This window comes from Pedobacter sp. KBW06, from assembly GCF_003852525.1.
Taxonomy (GTDB): domain Bacteria; phylum Bacteroidota; class Bacteroidia; order Sphingobacteriales; family Sphingobacteriaceae; genus Pedobacter.
In genome coordinates, this window is the sequence record NZ_QAJL01000001.1 from 1795280 (window position 1) to 1819791 (window position 24512).

The following is a 24512-nucleotide window of genomic DNA, read 5'->3' on the forward strand; positions in this document are numbered from 1 at the left end:
AACAAAAATTGTAAAAAACCGACAACTTAACCCGAAAACGCCTTAAAAGGAGTAGTTCCATAAAGCTTTTTAAACTCCTTAATAAAATGGGCCTGATCATAATATCCCACATCGAGATAGTGCGGCTCCGGACTTCCGGATTTGCTCTGCTTTCGGATGTAATTCTGAAAACGGACGATTTTACTAAAGGTCTTCACCGTATCTCCGGTATAGTATTCAAAAAGCCGGCTCAGCTGCCTCGGACTGAGGCCTACATCCAAATCCTTTTCTACATTCAAAACGCCGGCACGCTGCAGGATAATTTCCATCGCATGCGCAATCCGGCTATCATCTTTCAGACTGGAATGTTGTAAAAGATTCAAAAAATAGCCGTCCAGCAATTTAACAATTTCGCCTGCGCCCATTTCTGCGGAAAAGTGATCCCTGATAAAGAAAGAAGTTTCAGGGAGCACCTGATCCATGGGTTCGCAAAGATCCGTAAGCGCGGCGGCACTGATTCCATAGAGCTGGGTAAATTTTGTCGGAAGAAACCGGACCCCAATGTAATTAAAGCTATCGTTCAGCTGAAATTCAGTATAACAACTGCTCAGGCCCATCAGGTAATTTTCAGCAGGATTATCCAGTTCAAAGAAGAGGTCAATACAACCATCCGCCACTACCCGGTAAGGGTAAGGATCGGCGAGATGCAGCGTTGACTTCAGTTGCCAATAGCAGTAAATAAAATCCTGCAGCCCGATATCCGGCAAAAACTCCCGGTAGCTCAGCGGTCCGGTCCCAATTCCCGCTGTGGGTTGAACCGGATGAAACAAATTCCTGATCTTATAGATATTACTCAAAGCCATAACTGGGGATAGTCTATACTAAGATAGGCTTTTCCTGAGTTTATTGCTTTCCTATGCGGCAGCTTCTGCTGCCCCTGCATTGTCTTTTTTGTTCATTTTAAAGATCATAAACATCACGATGATCGACAATAAGATCAGGATCAGATAGCTATAGCTCAGGTTTCTCTCATCTTTAGCAGGAACGATATTGACGATGCCATAGCTTAAAAAAGAAACAATGACATAGGTGATTCCTCCGGTAAGTCCACCTGCAATACCTGCATTTTTTGGGAATTTACCCAAACAGAAAGTAAAGTAATTATTGAAGGTATAACCCGCACCAATATGAATGATGAAAGCAAAAAAGATCAGGGAATATAAATTGGTGATAAATTGAAGGCTGAAGATCATTAAAGCAACAAACACGAGCTGCATGCCCACGTTTACGACCAGCCTTCTGAAAAAGGGTTTATTGATGGTTGCCTTTCCGATAAAGCCACCCACCATCCAGGCAAATCCCAGAACCAGGGAGCTGTATCCCGCAATAACGGGCGAAAGTTCCAAATGATGCTCAATGATAAAGGGGCCGGTCATGTTATACACCATGACCATACAATAAGCCAGTCCTAACATCACAATACCAAGTGTAAAGCTGGCCGTCTTGATCATGTTGATATAGATATCTACAATCTTACGGAAACGGAACTCCGTAAAATGAACCAATGTCTCCCCGCTATAGATCAATTCCAAAATGGCAAATACCAATGCAAATCCTGCTAAAAAGTAAAAGTTAGACTCCCAGCCAAAGACCGTTTGCAGATATCCCCCAACAAATGGAGCAACAATGGGTCCTGTAGACCATATGATCGAAAACAAACTTAAATAATGTTTCAGCTTATCTCCGCTAAACAAATCTACAAAGTACGCACGCTTGGCCACCACAATGGCACCTACAGTAAGGCCATGGATGACACGCATGACATAAATAAGGTAGATATTATGCGTCACCGCAATCACCATGCTGGCAGCGGCAAAGATCAGCAGAGAAACCAGGCATACTTTATACCGCCCAAAGCTGTCCAGCACACTTCCTATAAATAACTGGGAAACGCCATAGCTGATCAGAAAAATACTCAGGGTAAGCTGGACCTGGATACTGCTCACCTGCATCTCTCCCGCCATCGTAGGTAAAGAGGGAATATAAATATCGGTAGCAAAGCCGGATAAAGGCAGCAATGCGAAAGCCAAAAGCGTGGCAATAGCCTGGTGGCCTTCTTTTATTTCTTTTGTTTTGGATGTAATCGTAATCATAGACGCCACAAAATTAACAATTTCCCATGAGCCCAAATTATGATATTCAAACATATACTTACGAAAATCAATGAAAACACATTCCTGCAACCGACACAAAAGAACGAATATCACTTAAAACAACTCAAAACAGCTTTTTAAGGGTTTTATAAAATTACACAATTCAAACAATCCAATTTGAAAAGCCTCATGCCCGAAGAAGCGGCTTTTCCCGAAAATTCCTGCGGCTGGAAAAAATATAAAAATAACGGAGAAAGCATTTCAATGACCGTTAAAAAATAAAAACATACCGTTTACGAAATTAAAAAACAAATTTAACGGAGATTACAGTAGCTTAATGAAACTAACTTAACCATCCCAAACATGAAACAACTAATGATCATTGGTATGCTCAGCCTTGGCTTTGCAGCAACCGCAACACCCGGAACCGCTCCTGTAAAACCAGCCACTACGCTTGCCTGTACCATGACTGCTTATGTAGCTTACAATGCAGGAAACACCATTTATTTCTCCACTGCTGCTTTAAGAAACTGGTACCTGACTGCACACCCCGGCTCATTAAATGGCGGCATAGCCTATAATGTTCCCTGTAACAAAGTGCTCCAGCCGGCAAACCCGGGTCTCGAAACCAATTTCTAGTCATCCGGCAAAAGCCCCGGTCAGGGGCTTTTGCTCTATTCAAACCTAAAAATCTTAATGTATTCATAATACAGCCGCTGCTAAAAGGGAAAAAGAACTGTCTTATTTTTGCCCTTCATGAACAGAAGATCAGCACTCAAAAATTTAGGCATTGGCGGGATCCTCCTCTCTCCTTTCAGCGGCTTTAGCAAAAGCCCTGCAGCAGGCACCCCCGTTTTAAGAATCGCACACCTCACTGATGTGCATTTAAAAAATGACTTCGATGCCCCTGCAAAATATGCGAAATGCCTGCATCATGTTCAGCAGCAATCCCCAAAGGTGGAGCTCATTCTGAATGGCGGAGACATCGTCTTTGACATGAATAAAGAACAGATCAATGCCATCGATGCACAATGGAAATTAACCCATGACCTCTTGAAAGAAGAATGCAGCATCCCCGTTCAATACTGTCTTGGAAACCATGACATCTGGTGGGCTGAAGACAATAAAGGGCAGAGCATCTATGGCAAAAAGTATGCGATGGACCAGCTGCAGCTTTCCAAACCCTATTACAGCTTTATGAAAAGCGGCTGGAAATTTATTGTGCTCGACAGTGTTCACCTGGATATCGATCAGACCTGGTACATTGGCAAGCTTGGGGAAGAACAGTTTCACTGGCTTGAAAATGAGCTCCGGGAAACCAAAGCAAATACCCCGGTACTGGTCATGTCGCACATTCCAATCCTCACTGCGACCTTAATGATTGAAGACGATATAGTCAATAAATGGGAAATGCTCGGCGGGGATATGCATACCGATACCGCAAAAATAATCAGCTTGTTTCATCAGCATCCAAACGTTAAACTATGCCTGAGCGGACACATCCACCTCAGAGATAAGGTAACCTACAACGAGGTCACGTATATCTGCAACGGCGCAGTAAGCGGTGCCTGGTGGAAAGGCAACAAAAGAGAGACCGCTCCCGGCTATGGTCTGATTGATTTATACGCAGATGGTAAATTTGAAGAGCGTTATGTAAACTATTAGAGTTTCGCCCTGGTAGACAAAAGCACCACACTGGCGCCCATCAATGCAATAAACATAAAGGAGACTTTTAAACTGAAGGCCCCTGCAAGGAAACCAATTACTGGTGGCCCGATCAGGAAGCCCACAAAACTGATGGTGGAAACTGCGGCAATTGCTGCTCCCGGCGACATAGTTGTTGATTTCCCCGCGGCACTATATACCATCGGCACCACCGAAGATACCCCTGCACCAACAAGCATAAATCCGATAATTGCCGTTGTCAGTGTGGGAAAGATCACGGCAATCAGCAAACCGATCGTGGTCAGTATTCCGCTGACCTGTAAGGTCCTTTTCAATCCAAAACGCGCCGCAAAGCGATCTGCTACAAAACGTCCCATCGCCATCGTACACATAAAAGCGGTATATCCTGCGGCCATCCAGGCCTTTTCTGCAAGCACGATCTTCTTAAAATAAATGACGCTCCAATCAAACATTGCCCCCTCGCAAACCATGGAACAGAAAGCAATCAGGCCCAATGTGAGCAGCGCTTTATCCGGAATGGCAAAGGCAGCGCCCGTTTTTACCGGATTCTTATCATTGTGGAGGTAAGACCAGCAAAATATAACGGAAAGGATCGTAATCGCAGCGATGAGCATAAAATGTGGCATCGGGTTGATGTTCTGGCCGATCATAAATGTTCCGATCCCCGCTCCGATAAAGCCCGCCATGCTCCATAATCCATGAAAGGAAGCCATAATGGGTTTCTTATACAAAGCTTCTGTAGCAACAGCCTGCGTATTCACAGAAATATTCGTGGCATTGCTTGCCAAGCCAAAAAGAACCAGACAAATCACGAGCTGGTAAACTTCCGTAGCTGCTCCAAGTGTAATCAGCATCAGGCCATAAGTGATCAGGGCTGCTGCAAGTAACCGGCGGCTCCCGATTTTAGTCACTGCCCAACCCGATAATGGCAGGGACAACATCAGACCAACGGGCAACGCAAACAATACACCGCCCAATTCTGCATCTGACAGCGAAAGCTTTTGTTGTATCGTCGCAATACGCGATGCCCAGCTGGAAAAGCAGAGGCCAGTCATAAAAAACATAGCAGCCACTGCTGCACGTATCACTTTTGTAGAATGTTGTTTCATTGAAATATTTTGGACCTGATCAATCAGGATTATCTGATGCAAATATATGCAATAAAAAACCAAACAAATTGCAATATTTTGCAATTTAATGAGTCGGTTTGCAAAAAACAACACCTAATGAGCTGATAACCAGAAAACCGATCTTTTTAAGATTCCTTATTTTAAAACATTATTGACCCAAAAGCTAAAATCAACGAAAACCTTTCGTATTTTCAACCTGTCCCCTTTTCTGTAATGAAGAGGCAGCGCTCTGTTTTAAGAAAAAAATCATGACAAATACGATTAAACACATAGAGAAGCTTGCCGGAAGGGTAGATTCCGGGGAACTCGCCAAACTGGAAGCCGGAGCGAGGTTATATTTACGGCATTCCAATATTTCTTTCCAGGTACTTTCTTCAGATGCCAATGGAATAATGATCAGGACCAAACAGGACAAACACCTTTCCGGAAATTATGCGGATGAAATCAAGCTGATCGAGCTGACCAGAAATCTGTTTGGTGTATTGCCGGGAAAACCGGTCATCGCTGTCCAGCCATTGATTTATACCCCGGTTTTAGTAGATGTGGTAGACGCGAAATGGATTCAGGAAAGAATGGAAAAACACCGCATCCAGATTGAAGACATCGTGGCAGATACAGGTATAGAAAAAGGCAGTCTTTCTGCCTGGATTAAAGGAACGAGGCTCATGACCCAGCCGGTAAAGGCCATGTTCTATTTTCTCTTTACAGATCATGAAAGCAGGAGGAAATAACTATTTCCCAAGCTGATCAATTCTCTGCTGAATGGTCTGCCGGTCTGCATTTGTTTTGGCCAGTGAATGGGCTTTCAAAAAATTATCCAGTGCTTTTTCCCTGTCAATATCCGAATACAATACCCCCAGCAATAGGTAATAGAAATGATTATCTGCTAATTTCAGCGCTTCGGCTGCTGTAATTGCATGGGCATTGCCTTTTACTTTTGCAAGCGCATAAGTTCTGTTGAGCGCTGCAACCGGAGTATATTCGACCCGCAGCAATTGATTGTATAATTGTAAAATCTGCGTCCATTTTTCTATCGTATCGGCTTTACTGGTATGCCACCAGGCGATACTTGCTTCTATATGGTATCTGGAAATCCGGTCCCCTTTCGTGGCCTCATGAAGGTACCATGCCCCTTTAGCGATCAGTTCCTCATCCCAAAGGGCTTCATTCTGGTCCTGATATAAAATGACTGCTCCGTTCGCACTTTTTCTTGCCTCAAAACGGGAAGCATGAAAACACATCAGGGACAACAAGGCATTTACCGAAGGTAAATTGGTGGGCTCATAAGCAAGGAGCATATGGACCAGCCTCATCGCTTCCAGACAGAGCTCCTGACGGAGGATTCCATCTTTGCTTTCGGAATAGTACCCTTCGTTAAACAAGAGGTATAAGGTAATTAAAACTGCATCCAGCCGGCTGCCGATCTCCTTTCCGGAAGGAAATTCAATTTTTACTTTCTCTTCCCGCAGTTTTTCCTTTGCCCTGAAAAGCCGTTTATTGATCGTTTCTTTATTCGTTAAGAAAGCATTTGCAATTTCATCGATCCCAAAACCACATAAAATACGAAGCGAGAGTCCGATCTGAGCTTCCAGGGGTATAGAAGGCTGACAAATCGCGAATAACATTTGCAGCTGACTGTCGGCAATATTCTTTTCTGAAAGGTCTATTTCTACTTCCTCCGAAGCCGCCGGGGAAGATTGAAGCTTCAGGGAAATTTTCTCAGCGAAAAGATGATCCCTGTGAATTTGGTTTCTGGCTTTATTCTTTGCCACGGAATAAAGCCAGGCAACCGGATTTTCAGGAATCCCTTTAAAAGTCCAGGTTTCCAGTGCCAGCAGAAACGTTTCGCTGGTAATATCTTCTGCAACTTCCAGATGAGCAATACCCAATAATTTACCCAGCACGGTCGTGATCTTACTAAACTCCGTCCTGAACAAATGCGGTATGAGTTCCTGTCTTTCCATCGGAGGTTTAATGAATGCCGTCTCCTTTAGCAATTTTACGAACCTCTACGCTATTTCCTTCGCCCTGCAACACCGGACATCCTTTTGCAAACTCCACCGCCTCTTCTACCGATGCGGCTTTAACAATCACATATCCGCCAATTGTTTCTTTGATCTCGCCAAAAGGACCATTCGTCACCACATGGTTAGCCCTGACTACCCTGGCATCGTCAAAAGGTAAACCATTGCCTCCACTGAATTGGTTCCGGGCAGCTATTCCGCCGATCCAATCCATGGTTTCTTTCATCCAAACCTGAATCTGCTCAGGAGAAGCGACTTTATTGCCGTCTTCGTGCCTGAAAATTAACATGAACTCTTCCATTTTTTTAAATTTTAATTTGTTAAGCTATTTACCTCTATAACAAATGACATTTTTGAAATTGGACAAACCCTGCTGCTCAAGCTGCCTTTTTACAGGCCGTTTTTCAATGAAATGTAAAAGGTAGTCCCTTGTTCCGGCTGGCTGGTCAGGGAGATCTTTGCATTCATAATCATCGCCATTTCATAGGAGATGCTCAAGGCAAGCCCTGCGCCATTATTTTCATTTTGTTCCTGATCTCCTGATCCGGCACTAAAAAGCTGATCGATCTGTTTCTGGTTCATTCCAGGCCCCTGATCCTGAATTGCAATGAGTAAATTTCCGTTATCTACGCTGGAATCTATGGCAATGGTTCCATCCATGGGCGAAAATTTGGTGGCATTATTCAGGATATTCCGCAGGATGAAAAGCAGCATCTGTTTATGTGCCAGCACAGTGGTCTGCTCCGAGATATTCCCGGTCAGCTTTATATTTTTCTTTTCCTGGGCAATCTTAAAGAAAGTATTCGCCTCAATGATCAGTTCTTTGATCTGCAGTTTTTCCGGCTGGTATTCAAAACCCGTTTTCTTGGATTTGATCCATTCCAGCAGTCCATCCATAAAAGAAAGACTTTTTTGAGAGGTCTCGGCCAGCTCTTTCATGATCCCCAGTTTCTCTTCTTCTGTGAGCAGGTCTACATCATCATTAAAAACACTGGAGAGCATCACAATGGTACTGAAGGGTTGCCTTACATCATGTGCAATCACTGAGATCAGCATGGTATTGAAATGATTCGTTTTCTGTAACACTGCATTTTGCTGCAGGGTGACTTCATTTAGCCGCTGCTGGGTTTTCACATGTTCTCTTTTGCTTCTCAATGACCGGTATACAAAGAACAGCAGGGCGACACTAAATGCAAACAAACAACTCAAGAGCGCGATGGTTTTTCTTCTGGAATCTGCATTCTCTTTAAGTTCCCTGTTTTCATTTTCACGCAGGGCATAATTCAGGTAATTGTATCCGGATTTGTCTGCCGCGGCTGCAATCCTGTTTTGTTTGGCGAGCAGAAGAGAAATGTAATAATAAGCTTTCTGAGGTTGATTATGCCCGCTGTAATGCCGGTATAATTTTTCCGCAAAGCCGATGTAGTGTTCTGCATAACCAAATTTCTCGGCCTCTTCAATCCCTTTTTTCAGGTAATCCATACCTTCGTCATGCCTGCCCTGATCCAGCAGCATGTCACTGATAGGGCCGTACAACCAGACTTTCACATTTTCAAATCCCAGCCGATCTGCTTTGTCCAGGGATTGCAGCAACATGGCCATGCCTTTCTCCTTCGCACCATCCTGATAAACCTGCTGCGCTTCACTGGCTTCGTAATAAAGGACCATCCGGTGATCCTTATGTTTTTCAGCAATGCGCTTACCTTCTTTAAACAAGGCATGAAAGCGCGCTTCGTTCATTCCGGTATCAATGTCCAGCAGGTTACTGATCACAATGGACCGGATGGAATCATTCTTTAGCGATTTACTCTTCTCAAAAGCCTGATTCAGGTAATCCAGTCCTCGGTCTTCATTTTTACTTACAGAGATCAGGACCCCGATATTCATCAGTACCTGACAAACATTTTCCTCATCATTCAAGGATTTATAAAGCTGCAGTGCATCATTAAAATATTTCGCAGACAGGTAATTGTTGAGTGAGACATGGTAAATGGCCTCGCAATTCTTGGCATCGGCAATGCCTTTGCTGTAATTGAGCCTGATGGAGATCTGCTTCGCTTTCTGCGCATAATAAAGACAGGAATCCCGGTATCGGAGATGAGAGAGCATCGCGATCCGGTTCAGCGCATTTACATACCTGATGCTGTCCTTAATCAAAGGAAGATTGGCCTCCAGCTTACTGAGTTCGGCAATCTGGGAAAATCCCCTGCCTGCATCCAGAAGGAAGACCGCTGTGAACAGCAAGAAGAGCATAACACGTTTAAACATAGAACAATTGGATGGATCATGTGAAATTACTATTAATTGCATTCATTTGGTAAAAAAACACAAGGTTCAGTTACATGATCACGAAATTAGCGCAAATACCTGAGGCGCTAATGGTTTGCTTTTATGTTTTTAGCAGCCAGTTCTACGGTTAACACAATTCTTTTTTCCCTTGTTTCCTCTTTTTTAGCTTTGGTAATCCATTCCAGAATCATCCGCCTGGAAGAAGGAGAAAAGCGTTGAAAATTCTCGAATGCAAGGGCATTCTTGTCGAACATTTTTTGCAGGTCCCATGGAATGATGGCATTCTGTGCATCTGCAAGGATTTCCCAGCTGCCATTGGCTTTTGCCAGATCGATCATCGCCTGTCCGGCTGGCCTCATTAATCCCTGCACGGTCATTCTCTCCACCCTTTCCTTGTTTACATTACTCCAGTTGCTCTTTGATTTCCTTGGGGTAAATTGCAAATAACTGCTTTCTTCGTCCCGTTTATTTGCTTTACTGTCGATCCATCCGAAACACAGGGCCTGTTCAATAGACTCCTTGTAATCAATACAGGGAGTTTTGCTTTTCTTATGGTAAAGAATCAGGCAAACCGCCTTCTCCCTGGCTCCGTTTTCTTCCAGCCAGTTGCGCCATTCTTCGTTTGTACTGGCGTAAAAAGCAGGGATTCCATTGTTCGTTTCCATAGTGTTCAATTTAGGCAGGGATATTTTTGGCTTTCAGCACCTCCAGGTAGTGCACATTATACATGATGCCCAGCGTATTTCCGAAAGGATCAATTACCGAAGCCGTAACAAAGCCGGGACCACGTTCTGTAACCGGCTCATGCAATTTCGCACCCAGAGAGAGCAGCTTTTCCAGGCTTTCGCCGATCTCATCTACATGCCAGTAGGTGATGGCAGAGGGAGCTCCCGGTTTCCATCCTTCAGGTGCATAGCGGCCGTCAATCAATCCCAGTTCATGCTGATAATCCCCGATCCTGAATTCCGCATATCCCGGACGTTCAAAATATGGGGGAACACCGAGTAAATCACTGTACCATTTCTTTGCAGCCTCATGATCGGTTGCATAATAACAAATTGTAGATAGTCCTCTTAATGTTTGTGAATGAGCCATTTTTATGTCTTTTTAATTGAAATTTGATTTCTTTTTATAAAAGTAAGCAGGGCTTGTGACAGCCCTGTGTCAAGGGTCAAATTTTCTGTAGCTGATCCTGCTTTCCGATCGAACTTTCTTAAAAATAAGCAATAATATTCCTAATAAAATATTTATGTATCTTCAAATATATTTGTTGTTAAACGACCATTATGAAAAGAAAAAACGCTCCTCTCCATCCCTCAGTATTCCTGCTGATCCTGATCTGTGCCTGCTGTGGCACTTTAAGTACAATTGCCCAAACACAGGCTAAAATGGCCTGGAAATTCGCTACCGGTGCTGCTATCCATTCCTCGCCCTTAAGCAATGGTAAAATGGTCTATTTTGGCAGTGGCGATCATCATTTATATGCCTTAGACAAGCAGTCGGGGAAAATGAAATGGAAATTTAAAGCCAATGGCGAGGTTCATTCTTCGCCGGTGATCAATGCGCAGCGGCTGATCTTTTCAAGTGGCGACGGATCTGTTTATGCGCTCGATAAAATCAGCGGTGAGCTGATCTGGAAATTCAAAACCAATGGAGAGAAAAAGTACGATACCTGGGACTATTACCTTTCCTCTCCTCTAGTGGATGAACAATTTGTTTACATCGGCAGCGGCGACAGCAGCGTTTATGCCCTGGATATTAGTTCCGGAAAAAAGCAATGGGCTTATAAAACCGGTGGCAGTGTCCATGCAGATCCTGTAGTTAAAGATAAAACAGTATTCATCGGCAGCTATGATGGTTTCTTTTATGCACTGGATTCGAGATCAGGCAGGCTGAAATGGAAATTTAAAACGGTTGGTGATCAGTATTTTCCGAAAGGAGAAGTACAAAAAGCCGCAACCATTCAGGACAGCACCGTCTTTTTCGGGAGCCGGGATTTCAATATCTACGCACTCGACCTGAAAACAGGGACCGGAAAATGGAACTTCAAGGAAATTGGAAGCTGGATCACTGCCAGTCCGCTTTTCCATAAGGGCAATATCTATGTCGGAACCTCCGATACCCATCGCTTTTATGCCATGAACGCAAATTCCGGCACGATAAAGTGGACCTTACCGCTCAACATGCGTGTCTATGGAACGGCCATCATGATGGGCAATGAACTCGTGTTTGGCTGCTTTAATGGCAAAGTTTATTTTGTTGATCCGGAAACCGGAAAAGTCAATTCCACTTTTCAGACGGAGGAGAGTAAAAGCAGATATGCCACCATCTATGATGAGACAGATCATTTCAGGAAGGACATTTCCCTGTATGGCGACAATTATTTAGAAGTAGAAAAAAAGATCCTGGCTTTGGGATCCATATTATCGACTCCCCTTGCAGATGAAGGGATGCTTTATTTTGGAGACTCCAATGGCTTCTTCTATGCTTTATACAAGTAGTCTTAATGGCCCTGGGGATCAAACCAGGCAGTGATGCTGAGTGCATTTGTCCTCAGCCGGGCTGCCTTTTCAAAATACTTCAGGGCCTCCGCTTTCTTTCCAGCAGGTTTGTTCATCAATACAATTCCGATGTTTTCAAATAGATGACGGTCCCCGCTGCCCAGCTTCTCTGCGCTTTTCAAATGATGTAAAGCTTCATCATACAGGCCGCGATCGCATAAAACTGCCCCAAGGCTCGTCAGGACGATGGTATTGTCCGGATCAGCCAGCAATAGGGTTTGCAGGATCTCTTCTGCCTTGTTCATATTTTCTTCTGCCCGGTCGGGATATCCCCATAAACCCTGATTCAGCAGGATCACCTCCTCCAGCTTTTCCAGGGTGCTGTTGTCAATTGCTTCCATTGTCAGTAAAACTAATCTTTTTTGAACTGCAATGGTCAAAACAGGTTTCCGTTACTGCTCAGTTCTTCTAAATCCAGTCGTTTTTCTTCCTCCCTCAGGATATCATCGTCGTAATTCCGGTCCTTTTTCAGGAGGTGTAATTCATGCCGTTGAATGTGAATCAAGTCGACCATCATTTCCTTATATACTTTGAGTTCCTCAAGGTCAACCTTTCCTTCCCGCATGGCCTGTACTGCATTTTTCTTGTCGACCAGCGATCTTTCCAGCTCGGCTTTGAAATTAACCACCAGTTCATTGTGGATACATTGAGACTGATAATTTTGCTGCATTCTTTCCAGAGAACGGTCAATGAGCCTAAGCCGGATCTGAGAACTTTGCTCCTCTTCCGACAGCTTATAGGTGTTTTCCGGTATTTTCAATAACCGGATGATATAAGGCAGGGAAAGGCCCTGAAACACGAGGGTAACCAGGATCACCACAAAGGTGATGAACAAGATCAGGTTCCTTAAAGGAAAGGCCGTCTGATCTGTGAGCAGCAGGGGAACAGACAATGCGGCAGCGAGTGAAACCACACCACGCATGCCTGCCCAGACAATGACTACGGAAGAATGCCAGGTCATGCCCTGATAGCGAACCCTGGTCTTCTTATTGACCAGCCGGGTTAACCTGCTCGTGGTAAACAGCCAGACAAACCGAACCACCAGGGTCAGCAAGCTGATGCCAATGCCATAGCCTATCGCCGTTTTCAACGGATAATCTGAACCCAGGCCAGCCACAATATCCGGCAATGCCAGTCCGATCAGGATAAAAACAACGCCATTCATCATAAATGTGATTGCAGACCATACCGCATTTACTTTAACCCTGGAATTGGGTGTTAAAATGACGTGCGACTGGCTACAGAGAAAAAGCCCGCCGGAAACCACAGCCATCACTCCGGAGACCTTAAAGTACTCTGCAACGATGTACATAAAATAAGGTGTCAAGAGGGTTAAAGCCGTATCTATATTTTCATTGGTAGGTAACCAGCGGTGGATCGCATAAAATATACCTCCGATTCCAAGACCTGTTAAGATCCCGAAACCTGCTACAACAACAAAATCCAGGGCCGCGTCCTGGAACACAAAATTCCCTGTAATCACCGCCGCAAGCGCAAACTTAAATACGATTAAACTGGAGGCATCATTGATCAGGCTCTCTCCTTCCAGTAAAGAATTGATGGTTTTAGGAATCTTTACCCCTTTTAACACCGTTGAGGCGGCAATCGCATCCGGTGGAGAAACAATCCCCCCCAGCAAAAAACCAAGCGCTAAAGTAAAACCAGGAATAAATGCAACAGCTGCATAGGCTACCGCGACAGAGGTGATTAAAACCAGTCCCACAGCCATTAAAAAGATGGCACCTTTGTATTCCCAGAAGTCTTTCCAGGACGTGGTCCAGGCAGCTTCATAAAGTAAAGGAGGTAGAAAAAGCAGGAATATGATGTCCGGGTCTACAAAAATATGCGGAATACCTGGAACGAAGCCGATGATCAGCCCCGATAGGACTAAAAATATCGGATAGGAAACTTTCAGTTTATGCCCAATCATCACGAGAATGGTAACACCTAAAAGCAGGACAAGAATGAGGATAAGGTTGTCGTGAAGCATTATTAAAAGGATAAGGTTGAATGTTTCTGCTGATTTACAACCAATATCGTTAAAAAAACGATCTGTTTTAGCTGCCGGCCAGCGCGTTGCAAAACCTGTACCAAAACCCGGAAACCGGCTTTCCGGAGAAACCTCAGTAAAAAACCTCCCCTCGCTATGGGCACTACGCTCCTAAGCCCCTTATAAGAAACCCAGCTGTGTAAACGACATTTCCGGGAACCAGGCTCCCGGAAATTAAATCTAGGGAGCCAGGCACTGGGCAATTGTCCCTGCAGCTCAGGAAACCAGCTCCATATACAACAGAGCGCAGCTGAAGCAGATCTGCATCAAAATCAAGGCTGTTCCGCCAGCTCTTTTCCTTTCTGCAGCGCCAATGGCCAGGTTTTATTCATGTAATCCTCATACGCTTCGGCAGTATCCATTTCTACCTTCCATTCTGTTTTACCCCCAACATCACTGAGCCGGTATTCTTCCATTGCGCCTGCCCACTTTTTGGTCTCCTCACTATCCAGATCTTCCACACCATTCATGATGGTTCCCAAATGCCGGATGGATAGAAACTCATTGGGAATATTTTCTGCAATTTCAGCAACCATACCGTTACCATCTCCGGCCGAAAATACCGCCCGGCTTCCTTTCTTCCAATCTGTTTCCACAGAAGAGCCTTCTGCAAAGGGGGCAGTCCATTGAGGGTAAGTATCCTTTCCAATGATCACATCCCATACTTTTTCACGTGGGGCATCGATCAAAATTTTAAATTCCTGCTTTTTCATAAGTATATATTTTAAACAACAACATTAACCTTTTATTCATCAGGGCTATCCCGGACAGGTTAAAGTTAAGACAACACACTGATTTACAAGGAGGCAGATCACGACATTTTTAGGGGCTATTTGAGACATCCGGATAAAAAAACGCTTTAAACTTCATCTCAGGGAATCAAAAAGAGAAAACCTGATTAATAAAAACACACAAAATGAACAAAAATTATTCATTACACACTTAAATTCATTCATTATTTATTCAGTATATTTACTTAAAAATAAATGCTTATCTTCATTAAACAAACACAATTTTATGTAATTTATTAATCATCTCAAACCAACATCATGACTAACGCAATCTCAAAAACAAGCATCTGGACTTACAGAAGCTTAAAAAACACGCTCGACATCGCAACAGATTTCCATGCCCTTGAAGAAGGCAGGGCGGTCCTGCAAATCAACATCGCCGACGACAACAGCATTTCAGGAACAATAGGCGGCAGCACCTGGAGCCTGGATTTGAAAGGGTCTATCCAGTATGGAAACCCGGCCACCTTGTGGTTCCAGGGTTTTGGTAAAGTAGGCGATGATCCATGGATTTATAGCTATCTGTGCTATCAGGTCCCGGTGATTCCCAATGGAATTGACCAGTTACCCGTGCTGGTGGGCAGTGTCACCAGGGTAATCCCGCATCCCGGCGACAATAATACAACAAGTCCGGCCGGAGCAGTCTATTCCTTTTATGCGATACTGCAAACGCAGGCTTAAAGCCCCTTTCTTCTAACCCTCTCAAAACCTATTTCTAATGAGCAACTCTAAAGAAATGAGTTCCTGCAATTGTCATCACAATTCGCAGGACGAAAGCATGGGCGAATCATTTTCCGGCGTCAAAAAAACAGGACGTGTGCTGCCTTCCGTATTGATGAGCATTCTGATCGCTTTTTTCCCAAAATGTCCCTTCTGCTGGGCGATCTACATGAGCATGTTCGGAAGCATCGGACTTGCAAGGCTGCCTTATATGCCCTGGCTGTTTCCTGTCTTAATGGCTTTCCTGGCTTTTCACCTGGTGATGCTGGGGAGAAAAATCCCTCAAAAAGGATACCTCCCTTTCCTGATCAGTCTGGCAGGAGCTGCGGTCATTTTATCGGGCAAAGTATTTTTCCCGCTGGAACAATGGCTTTCTGTAGCAGGTATGATCCTGATCATCTCAGGTTCACTGCTCAACAACTTTTCCAATATCAGAATACCCCTAACTAATTTTAAACGAGTACAACTTAAAGATTAACGCTATGACAACTCAAAAATTAAAAATCAGACGTTCTTTAATAGACCTTCAAATTGATTACACAAACGGGAATACAGAACCTCTGGAAACCTTAATGAGAGCCTGGAAAGGCATCAAAGACCTCGACTATAACGATGACAATTCCTTTTTTAAGATCGGAGGATATCATGGAGAGCCATTCAGAGGTGGTGGATGGGGCAATGCCAATTACTGGGGTGGCTACTGTAACCACGGAAATATACTCTTTCCAACCTGGCACCGCGTTTACCTGTACAGACTGGAGCAGGCTTTACAAAGTATCCCGGGCTGTCAGGATGTGGTTTTACCATACTGGGATGAAACCGACGAAAGCAGCATTCTCTATGGAATTCCATCTTGCCTGACCGATGAATATTTCGTTCTTGACGGCAACAAGATCGATAATCCATTACGTTCCTATGTCTTTCCAAGGAACATTACCGACAACATCAGTCCGGATCCCCAGGCAGATTATTCCAAACCTAAAAACTACGAAACCAAACGTTATCCGCTATCTGGTCTGATGGGACCGCAGGATATTGCAGCCACGCTTGCACACAATGCGAAGTTCCCAAATTATGACGACAATGTTAAAACACTCAATAACAACATCAAAGACTGGCTGAATTCTCATATCGTAGTGAACAACGTGACCATTCCGACCAATCTGGTTCAGAAGTTCAAAGATTGCCTGGATGCACCCAACTACACCGTCTTCTCAAATACCAGCTCTGCTGCCGAATGGAATGAGGAACGCCAGACGATAGATCCGCTCACCGGCAAACCAATCGCTAACGATCCCAACTTTAAGCCTGTTGTTCCTCTGGAATCACCACATAACAGCATCCATCTCGCTGTTGGAGGCTGTGACATCCCGGTGTATAACCAGTCGCCCATTCAGGGGGCTAACGGGGATATGGGCGAAAACGATACCGCCGCTCTTGATCCGATCTTTTATTTTCACCATTGCAATATTGACCGCGTGTTCTGGCTATGGCAGAAAAAACACGGCGCTACAGATGCGCTGGAGATCATCCCGGAATATCCCGGAACAAACACCATTGACAATCAGGGGCCTACACCAGGGTTTGCACCAAATACCTGGTTAACACTGGACAGTCCGCTGGAGCCTTTTAAAAAGAACCCAACAGATTACTACAACTCAAATGATTGCGTCAATATTGAAACACAATTAGGCTATACCTATAGTCAGGGTTCCATGGATGACCATGCAAACCTCTTTATGGCAGAAAAGAAAGACGACTTCCCGAGCAAAGTCATCAAAGTCAGCAAAATCAATAAAGCACCGATCAGGGGCTCCTTTACCGTATCAGCATTCATGAATGTGAACGGAGAAAAGCTTCACCTGGGAACAGAGGCCATACTAAGCCGCTGGAATTCACAGTTCTGTGCCAATTGTCAGACACACCTGGAAGTAAAAGCATTCTTTAAACTTCCGGTAATAGAAAACAAACTGTTTTCCGCACTGAACGAGAACCCTTACGAACATGTGGAAATTGAAATACATGGAAGAGATGGATTCATCAACGGCACCAATAAAAACAAGCTGTTAAATACCATGGAAAAACCAGTTACCGGATTCAATCTGGAAATTATTTAATCCGGATTTAGCCCGCAGTGCCGGCTACAGAATTCATGGAAGGCAGCATTATTGCTGCCTTCTTCATTTGGCTTCTGCTGAAGCCTGGTGAAAGTGTTGATATTTCAAAAGCGACAAGAAATGAGCCCAACAAAAAAAGCAGCCGAAGGAACTCCGGCTGCGACGTTGAGCGCGTCATATATGTAAGATTTGATAACTACCGTTTTCGATGTCCAGACAAAAAGCTCCCCCCAGCGCTTTTGCCTTTGACGACACTAAATACCGCAAAATAAAATGAAGCCGCAACCGGTTATGGTTTCAAAAACCGAATATGAAACAAGATAGAAACTGGAAATACTCCAAAAAAGAGTGAGAAAAAATTAAATAAAAATATGACTATCAGACTGTTAAATACCTTTTCAGATATTCACTCGGACTCACCCCCTCTTTCTTCTTAAACACATTGAAAAATGTTATCCTTGAGTTAAATCCCGCCATATTTGCCAGGCCTTCTATGGAATAACGTTCCAGAATATTCTTCTCCAGAAGGTCTTTTGCATAGTCAACACGGTAATTATTGATCAACTCATTAAAATTCGTTTCGAACTTCCGGTTGATCAGCGTAGACAAGAGCTTGGGAGAAACATCGATCTTTTTCGCAAAATCAACAATGGTAATTCCCTTATTCAAAAAGACCTGCTCTTCATGTAAAGCATACCTGATTTTTTCCAGTAAAAGACCGGTGTCTTTGATTTCAGCCATTACCGGATTTTCCACTGAACTTGTTTTAACGACAGGTTCTTCTTCAGCAACTTTTTTGTCTGCCTCCTTATTGAAGTATCCATAAACCCGTTCAGGATTGAAATTAATGTACAGGTTAAGGCAGAGGATGCCCAGTGTACCAATACTGGAAAAAATAAGCTTGGCACCAGACAGGTGGCTCTGATTCTCACCAAAATAACAGGCAATCATGTAAAAGAAGTTACTGATGGCCACCGCTCCCATTAAAACCAAAGAAATAAACAGCCAGTTCCCCAGCTTTTCTTTACTGATCAGGGTCATCAGCTGAGGACGGAGTTTTCTCACCAAATAGACGCAATAGGAAAAATAAACCAGTTGTAATACGAGCCTGAAGAGGTAATGAAAAGAGATCGGAATCAGTCCTGAGCCTACATAATACAGTAAATTCTTATTCAGGAAGATCGTTTTGGCAATCTCCTGTTTTTCCTCAAAAGACAGGAGATAAAAAGGAATTAAATCCAGCAGATGAACCGCTGCCGGAATAAAATGCAGGTAATCCGCATTTTTAAGCCCGTTTATATTCATCAGGGAATTCCTGATATAAAAGTAAAAAAATGGTGCATTTAAATACATCATCGGACTCATGCTGCGAAGCGAATGCGGATGGTCAACAATATACCCGTTCTCAAACCATAAAAAGTACACCAACAGGGAAATGTTATAGCAAAAGAGTGAGATCCCGAGCATCTTATTTTTCAAATATGGATTCTCAGGTTTAAAGATTAATGTAAGACTATTGATAGTAGAAAGTGAGAGTAAAATAATGCACAGTAGGTTCATTACAGCAAGAGATCAGAGGGACTGCAATGTTATCAAAAAACTAACGCTTCCACAACAGCTACTTTCATGATAATTCAAATATTAATTCCTACATTAATCTCAAAAAATGATTCAGAACACCTATATAAATCAGGATTAGTAATTACATGAACACCAATGATTTCAAAATATTTGAGGCGGTAGCTGCACATGGCAGTTTCACAAAAGCTGCAGAGGCCACTTTCACCGTACAATCCAATGTAACCGCGAGGATCAAAAGCCTGGAAGAAGAGTTCGGCGTTTCCCTGTTTACCCGAACCAGAAAGGTACAGCTCACCGCTGCCGGCGAAACGCTTATGCATTATTGTAAACAGATCAGTCAGCTGATTGAAACTGCGAAAAGAGAACTATCCGGCAATGATCAGCTCATTGGCCATTTAAAAATAGGTTGCATTGAAACCACCATGGCCTTAAAAGTTCCGGGGCTGATTCAACGTTTTAACACGACATACCCGGACATTGAACTGGAATTTAAGGCAGCCATGTCTCCAGCCTTAATCCATGAAGTAATGAACTATAAACTGGATGCCGCCTTTATCACCGCACCAATTACACTTCCTGATCTGGAACAGCAACTGATCAAAGAAGAACAGCTCGTGATTGTCAGTTCCGGTAAATACGAAACACTGAATGAGATCCTGCAGGACCCACAGGTTAGGATCATCGTCTTTGAACAGGGCTGTGTTTACCGGGCAAGACTGGAATCCTGGCTAAGTTATCAGGGGATCATCAATTATAAAAGCACCATCGTGAACTCCCTGGAAGGCATCATCAATTTTGTAGAAGCAGGCCTGGCCATTACCATTCTGCCCCTGGAGCTGATCGAACAATATTATCCAAACAGAAAGCTGAGGACCTTTTCCATCGGTAAGGAACTGGGCAGCACAACGACCATGCTCATTTACAGAAAGAACAGAAATCAGGATCCGCTTTTACAGGCCTTTGTAGGCATGTACTCCTCAGATCCTGACATTTTATAGGTTTTCATTCCGATTACACCAACAGTCCTATTCTTGCCAGTTTATTCCTGTAGGTGTTCATGTATTTATCCCATTCGGCCTGATGTGCCGGTTTGTGATACAATAACTGCGCATAGTCAAACGCTTCCCGGCTGCAATGATTGGCGAAGATGGTATCCAGATGGCTGATGCCCGCATCTATCACCTTTTTGATCACTGCAGTTTTGCTGAGGTTATTTTCGGTACAGGCCTTATCCAGCCATAAACCTTTCCCGAGCATGACATATTGTACCAGTAAATCTTCTGTGATCAATGCTGCAGGCACATCATTGATATCCGGTTGTGTACGGCTGTTGCTGAAGACCGTGACAATGAGTTCTTCGGTAAGAAATTGGGCCGGAATAAACTGCAGCATCGTTCCTTTTAATGCTGCTGCCATACAAAGCTCCGGACTGATCAGTCTTTCCGGTATTTCCCTTATCGCAAAACCATCTTTTAGCACCAACTCCTGGCACAATGCTGCTGTAATGTATTTTTCAGGAACAAAAGGCAAGGCATAAAAGCTCTTTTGTAAAACCTGAAGGCACAATTCTTCCGTTTTATATTCCAGAGGAACACGCTTCAAGTTGCGGTAGTTTTCTGCCGTCTTTTTTCTCCAGTATGCCGCGTCTTTAAGTGTTCCTGTCTGCCCCTTTAATACAAATTCTCCGTTCTCCAGATCCATCCGCAACTCCTCGAAAGTTTGGGTTAAAGGGTTGTCTAAATGCCTGGCCAGTTCTTTTGAAAAAAAATATTCTTCAGTCGCTTCATCTTCGTAACCCTCGTTTTCTTCAGGATGGTCGGCTGCCCTGTCGTGATAATAAAACAGCTCATTTACATGTTCTTTGAGATAGGTATTGTGATCATTTGCGATAAATACAGGGGCATAAATGGCTCCCTCACATGCAAAATGCCCATGATTGTAATCTGTCATGACCACTTCGGCACCGTTTACATCTCCATTGACAATCACATAAGCTCCGCCAAGTAACATACTCTGACAGCTTACATTTCCGCCCACATATACAAATGGACCATAATCCCCTTCTTTGTTGATCAGGCAGCCCTCACAGCTGAGGTTTCCGTTGATCAGCAGGCCTTCTATCCTGGCATCCGCATTTAGCTTTCCGGCTATCAATGTCTGAGCAAGCCATTTTTTCACCTCATCCTCAAACACATCCAGGTAAAAATGTCCGGAGACATGCACATCGCCCGTTGCCAATAAAAAATAATCATCTTCATTCCAGTCCTCATACAAATTAAAGCCTTCATACTGTTTTAAAAACGGATATCTGCTGATGACCTCTCCAATCGGAACTAAGCTAAAAAAATACATTGCTCTTATTTTAAATCACGAAAGTATTGAAAAAATGTAAAGACCGGCACCTTATATTTTTATAAGCAGGCATCCTCTCTTTTTATAAATAAAGAAAACGAAAATCCCCGTCATTTGTTTAATTTGTCATTCATACCATCGAAAACAAATCCTATGGAAACCAGGAAAACACCCCATGTAGAAGCGCAAATGCTCATCAGAAAGCCTGCAGCAATCGTTTTTAATGCATTTATTGATCCGGAGCTCACTAAAAATTTTTGGTTTACCAAAGGGAGCGGCAAACTTGAAACCGGAAAAAGCATCACCTGGGAGTGGGAAATGTATGGTGTTTCCAGCACCGTGTTTGTCAGGGAAATCATTACAGACAGAAAGATCTCGGTAGATTGGGACCAGTATTCCACCATTGTCGACTTTGAGTTTGAGCCAATGGGCGATGAAGCCACCTATGTAAAAATCACACAATATGGTTTCCGGACTACCGGAGATGAATTACTGGCAGAGATCAGTGGGGCAAGCGGAGGTTTCACAACTGTAGTAGATGGACTTAAAGCCTATCTGGAGCATGGCATCAACCTGAACCTCATTGCCGACAAATTCCCTAAAGGAGTGAAATAAAAGCCCGGAGCATTACAATCATCACCTCCATCCGCGGCAGCTTTACCAGGCAAAAAAAATCCTGCCCCGGATAGGAGCAGGATATTTTCAGTTAAAAGATCAGGTCATTTTAATTGTCCATGCGTATTTGCAGGGAAGCTGGGCAGGTAGTTTGATCACTACATCATTTCCTTTTTTGCTCCAGACCAATGGTTCTTTAACACCAAGCATATAAATTTTTGATCCTTCTTTTGGCTGAACCGTTTTGAGCAGCAGCTCATTGTTGTCGGCCTTATTGAAGATCGCATACGTAAATTTGCCATTATTACTTTGGGTAAACTTAATGTGTTCCCCTTCTTTATAGTTTTTCCCTCCTTTGGTGGCATAAATGGCTTCTTTGTTTACTTTGAGCCAGTCGCCCATTTCTGTCAGCCTTTCCACACTCGGGCCGGGAATTAGTCCTTCAGCAGAGGGGCCTACATTTAACAGGTAGTTTCCTCCTTTGGAGGTAATGTCTACCAGGTTGTCAATTAAGGTCTGCGCAGACTTCCAGTTATGATCCGCCTTTACATATCCCCAGTTGTTATTGATCGTCATACAGCTTTCCCAATAATCCTGTCCTGCTCCGGCCAGAATCTCCTGCTCCGGAGTATCATAATCGCCTGCAGCATCTTTATATTTCTTAACGCCCTGCATGCCGTCGCGGCCTTTTCCTACCCTGTTGTTGATGATCAGGGAAGGTTTAATATTGCGCAGGTAATTGTAAAGGTCTTTGCCTTGTGCCTCTGTCCATTCCGGAATCCATTCTCCGTCGAACCACAGGATTGCAGGATCATATTTTCTGATCAGCTCTGCCAGCTGTGGCTTTAAATACTCTTCCCGGTATTTAGCGAAATCAGGGTTAACTGTATGCTGATGGATGGAGCCTTTTGACATTGCATCCGGCTGATGCCAGTCCATAATAGAATGATACAAAGCAAACTTAATCCCCGCAGCTTTACAGGCATCAGACAGTTCTTTTAAGATGTCTCTTTTAAAAGGAGAAGCATCCATAATGTCGTATTTGGTCACATTACTGTCCCACATGCTGAAACCATCATGGTGTTTTGAAGTGATCACAATGTATTTTACCCCTGCATTTTTCGCGATGTTGACCCATTGTTTCGCATCAAACTGCTGAGGGTTAAACTGAGCGGCATATTTCTCATATTCCGCAGTTGGAATTTTATGGGTTTCCATAATCCACTCTGCTCCTCCACCTTTACCATTGTATTCCCCGGCAGGAACCGAATAAATGCCCCAATGGATAAACATGCCAAAAGTGGCATCGTCCCACCATTGCATACGCTTGGTCTTGACTTCTTTTGATTCTTCGAGGTAGTTCTTCTGGGCAAAGACCGCAGAGGAAAGAAAGATCATTAAACTGATCATCAGGATGTTTTTTTTCATACTTGTTTAATTGGCTATAGTAAAGATAGTTGCAATATGATTTACTAATTCTGAAATCCTGTCAAATGATTAAGCGAAATTGGCAATAACCAGGAGGATTTGTTTTTCTGATGACAGTCAAATATGGTTAAACATTTAGTTTTACATTTTCTTCTGAATAACAAAATTTATATCAAATGAGATCGACACAGAAAACTTTTTTAATCTATGGTGTGAGTAAAGGCTTAGGGAAAGCCATATTTAATCAACTGCCTGCCGCGGAAGATCAGGTATTTGGTGTATCCAGAACAAAGCCCGATTTTTTGGATGCGGAAAACAGCAGGAAGATCTGGGTCAAGGCTGACCTTTCAGCTCCAAAAAGCGCCGGAGAGGCCATTAAACATAGGATTGGTGCAGCAAAGATTGATTACCTGATTTACAATGTAGGCATCTGGGAAGAAACCGCCTTCACTGAAAATTACAATTTCGAAGCATTGGCCATCACTGAAATAGAGGCCATCATTCATACCAATATTACCTCCCTCCTTTTATCTGTACAATCCTTCTTACCCAACCTGAGAAAGTCTGAAAATGCAAAGATCATCTTTATCGGTTCCACCCTTGGTTTGCCAAACCACAATAAACAGGCAGTCGTCTTTTCTGCGGCAAAGTTTGCATTACGCGGTGTGGTTCATTCTTTAAGGACACACCTCAGAAAGGACAGCATTGGCATCACCACACTTAACCTGGGCGATCTGGCCACTGATCAGGAGAGCCCAACGATGATCCCGCTTTCCGATGTCATCAGTGCGTTGAGATTTGTTATCAATACCAGTCCTAAAACCTGCATTAAAGAAATTGATATGCCGGCCATGCAGGATGCAGACCTTTAAATTTCGAGGTAAAATCAACTGCCGGAAACTAAAGACCAGCTCATCAAACTAAAGACGAGCTCATAAAGTTAATCCGGCAGGATGTTTTAAAATTGTACAAATCGGAACCATTTCATTTGCGTATATTTATATAGACCATCTTTTATTTATACAGACCATCTTTA

At 43.5% G+C, this 24512-nt stretch carries 24 protein-coding genes; 10 read left to right on the top strand and 14 right to left on the bottom strand.

Features of this window, described 5'->3' with window-relative positions:
• Positions 1 to 26: 26 nt before the first annotated feature.
• Positions 27 to 842 carry a helix-turn-helix domain-containing protein gene (locus tag DBR43_RS07145; protein ID WP_124579244.1) on the bottom strand — a complete coding sequence of 272 codons (816 nt, stop codon included), beginning with the start codon at positions 840 to 842 and terminating at the stop codon, positions 27 to 29.
• 51 nt (positions 843 to 893) lie between these two features.
• Positions 894 to 2132, bottom strand: a complete 1239-nt coding sequence (locus DBR43_RS07150; RefSeq protein ID WP_124579246.1) for an MFS transporter — start codon at positions 2130 to 2132, stop codon at positions 894 to 896.
• Between the two features lie 363 nt (positions 2133 to 2495).
• Here DBR43_RS07150 and DBR43_RS07155 point away from each other — a divergent pair, with 363 nt between their 5' ends.
• Both DBR43_RS07155 and DBR43_RS07160 read left to right on the top strand, forming a co-directional pair.
• Complete coding sequence (locus DBR43_RS07155) at positions 2496 to 2771, top strand: hypothetical protein (RefSeq protein WP_124579247.1); 276 nt, start codon at positions 2496 to 2498, stop codon at positions 2769 to 2771.
• 117 nt (positions 2772 to 2888) lie between these two features.
• Positions 2889 to 3797 (top strand): metallophosphoesterase family protein, encoded by a 909-nt coding sequence (locus DBR43_RS07160; RefSeq protein WP_124579249.1) that lies wholly within the window; start codon positions 2889 to 2891, stop codon positions 3795 to 3797.
• Here the strand turns inward: DBR43_RS07160 and DBR43_RS07165 are convergent.
• Complete coding sequence (locus DBR43_RS07165) at positions 3794 to 4927, bottom strand: MFS transporter (RefSeq protein WP_124579251.1); 1134 nt, start codon at positions 4925 to 4927, stop codon at positions 3794 to 3796. The genes DBR43_RS07160 and DBR43_RS07165 overlap by 4 nt on opposite strands.
• Before the next feature lie 269 nt (positions 4928 to 5196).
• Between DBR43_RS07165 and DBR43_RS07170 the strand changes: the two genes are divergently transcribed.
• Entirely contained in the window at positions 5197 to 5679 is a 483-nt protein-coding gene (locus tag DBR43_RS07170; RefSeq protein WP_124579253.1) for a hypothetical protein, read from the top strand.
• Here the strand turns inward: DBR43_RS07170 and DBR43_RS07175 are convergent, their stop codons facing one another.
• The 5 genes from DBR43_RS07175 to DBR43_RS07195 form a co-directional block, all read right to left on the bottom strand.
• On the bottom strand, positions 5680 to 6912 hold the full coding sequence (locus DBR43_RS07175; RefSeq protein WP_124579255.1) for an RNA polymerase sigma factor: 1233 nt from the start codon (positions 6910 to 6912) through the stop codon (positions 5680 to 5682). It abuts the gene before it with no gap.
• 7 nt (positions 6913 to 6919) lie between these two features.
• Positions 6920 to 7273: a YciI family protein gene (locus DBR43_RS07180; RefSeq protein ID WP_124579257.1), complete on the bottom strand. Its 354-nt coding sequence runs from the start codon at positions 7271 to 7273 to the stop codon at positions 6920 to 6922.
• An 89-nt stretch (positions 7274 to 7362) separates the two neighbouring features.
• Positions 7363 to 9240 carry a sensor histidine kinase gene (locus tag DBR43_RS07185; RefSeq protein WP_158622454.1) on the bottom strand — a complete coding sequence of 626 codons (1878 nt, stop codon included), beginning with the start codon at positions 9238 to 9240 and terminating at the stop codon, positions 7363 to 7365.
• 107 nt (positions 9241 to 9347) lie between these two features.
• Positions 9348 to 9926 carry a YdeI/OmpD-associated family protein gene (locus DBR43_RS07190; RefSeq protein ID WP_124579261.1) on the bottom strand — a complete coding sequence of 193 codons (579 nt, stop codon included), beginning with the start codon at positions 9924 to 9926 and terminating at the stop codon, positions 9348 to 9350.
• 10 nt (positions 9927 to 9936) lie between these two features.
• A complete protein-coding gene (locus DBR43_RS07195) occupies positions 9937 to 10356 on the bottom strand; it encodes a VOC family protein (protein WP_124579263.1) in 420 nt (139 codons plus the stop codon).
• Between the two features lie 191 nt (positions 10357 to 10547).
• On the opposite strand from DBR43_RS07195, the gene DBR43_RS07200 reads away from it, so the two are divergent.
• A complete protein-coding gene (locus DBR43_RS07200) occupies positions 10548 to 11762 on the top strand; it encodes a PQQ-binding-like beta-propeller repeat protein (RefSeq protein ID WP_124579265.1) in 1215 nt (404 codons plus the stop codon).
• A gap of 2 nt (positions 11763 to 11764) precedes the next feature.
• Here the strand turns inward: DBR43_RS07200 and DBR43_RS07205 are convergent, their stop codons facing one another.
• From DBR43_RS07205 to DBR43_RS07215, 3 genes are all read right to left on the bottom strand, one after another.
• Positions 11765 to 12163, bottom strand: coding sequence for a tetratricopeptide repeat protein (locus DBR43_RS07205; protein WP_124579267.1), 399 nt, complete (start codon positions 12161 to 12163; stop codon positions 11765 to 11767).
• Positions 12164 to 12198: 35 nt separating this feature from the next.
• Complete coding sequence (locus DBR43_RS07210) at positions 12199 to 13812, bottom strand: Na+/H+ antiporter (RefSeq protein ID WP_124579269.1); 1614 nt, start codon at positions 13810 to 13812, stop codon at positions 12199 to 12201.
• 332 nt (positions 13813 to 14144) lie between these two features.
• On the bottom strand, positions 14145 to 14585 hold the full coding sequence (locus tag DBR43_RS07215) for an SRPBCC family protein (protein ID WP_124579271.1): 441 nt from the start codon (positions 14583 to 14585) through the stop codon (positions 14145 to 14147).
• A 336-nt stretch (positions 14586 to 14921) separates the two neighbouring features.
• Here DBR43_RS07215 and DBR43_RS07220 point away from each other — a divergent pair, with 336 nt between their 5' ends.
• Genes DBR43_RS07220 through DBR43_RS07230 form a run of 3 tightly spaced genes read left to right on the top strand, consistent with a single transcriptional unit; the run spans position 14922 to position 17500 of the window.
• Positions 14922 to 15344 (top strand): hypothetical protein, encoded by a 423-nt coding sequence (locus DBR43_RS07220; RefSeq protein WP_124579273.1) that lies wholly within the window; start codon positions 14922 to 14924, stop codon positions 15342 to 15344.
• A 37-nt stretch (positions 15345 to 15381) separates the two neighbouring features.
• Positions 15382 to 15861, top strand: coding sequence for a hypothetical protein (locus tag DBR43_RS07225; protein ID WP_124579275.1), 480 nt, complete (start codon positions 15382 to 15384; stop codon positions 15859 to 15861).
• Between the two features lie 4 nt (positions 15862 to 15865).
• On the top strand, positions 15866 to 17500 hold the full coding sequence (locus tag DBR43_RS07230) for a tyrosinase family protein (RefSeq protein ID WP_124579277.1): 1635 nt from the start codon (positions 15866 to 15868) through the stop codon (positions 17498 to 17500).
• 378 nt (positions 17501 to 17878) lie between these two features.
• Here DBR43_RS07230 and DBR43_RS07235 read toward each other — a convergent pair whose 3' ends face one another.
• The gene (locus DBR43_RS07235) at positions 17879 to 18979 is read right to left on the bottom strand and encodes a helix-turn-helix domain-containing protein (RefSeq protein ID WP_158622455.1); all 1101 of its coding nucleotides are present in this window, start codon (positions 18977 to 18979) and stop codon (positions 17879 to 17881) included.
• A gap of 227 nt (positions 18980 to 19206) precedes the next feature.
• Between DBR43_RS07235 and DBR43_RS07240 the strand changes: the two genes are divergently transcribed.
• Positions 19207 to 20079: a LysR family transcriptional regulator gene (locus DBR43_RS07240; protein ID WP_124579281.1), complete on the top strand. Its 873-nt coding sequence runs from the start codon at positions 19207 to 19209 to the stop codon at positions 20077 to 20079.
• Between the two features lie 13 nt (positions 20080 to 20092).
• Here DBR43_RS07240 and DBR43_RS07245 read toward each other — a convergent pair whose 3' ends face one another.
• Positions 20093 to 21433, bottom strand: coding sequence for a polymer-forming cytoskeletal protein (locus tag DBR43_RS07245; RefSeq protein ID WP_124579282.1), 1341 nt, complete (start codon positions 21431 to 21433; stop codon positions 20093 to 20095).
• A 153-nt stretch (positions 21434 to 21586) separates the two neighbouring features.
• Between DBR43_RS07245 and DBR43_RS07250 the strand changes: the two genes are divergently transcribed.
• Positions 21587 to 22048, top strand: a complete 462-nt coding sequence (locus DBR43_RS07250; RefSeq protein WP_124579284.1) for an SRPBCC family protein — start codon at positions 21587 to 21589, stop codon at positions 22046 to 22048.
• A gap of 99 nt (positions 22049 to 22147) precedes the next feature.
• On the opposite strand, the gene DBR43_RS07255 is transcribed toward DBR43_RS07250, so the two are convergent.
• Positions 22148 to 23476: an alpha-L-fucosidase gene (locus DBR43_RS07255; RefSeq protein WP_124579286.1), complete on the bottom strand. Its 1329-nt coding sequence runs from the start codon at positions 23474 to 23476 to the stop codon at positions 22148 to 22150.
• Positions 23477 to 23652: 176 nt separating this feature from the next.
• Here DBR43_RS07255 and DBR43_RS07260 point away from each other — a divergent pair, with 176 nt between their 5' ends.
• On the top strand, positions 23653 to 24348 hold the full coding sequence (locus tag DBR43_RS07260) for an SDR family NAD(P)-dependent oxidoreductase (protein WP_124579288.1): 696 nt from the start codon (positions 23653 to 23655) through the stop codon (positions 24346 to 24348).
• Positions 24349 to 24512: the final 164 nt, after the last annotated feature.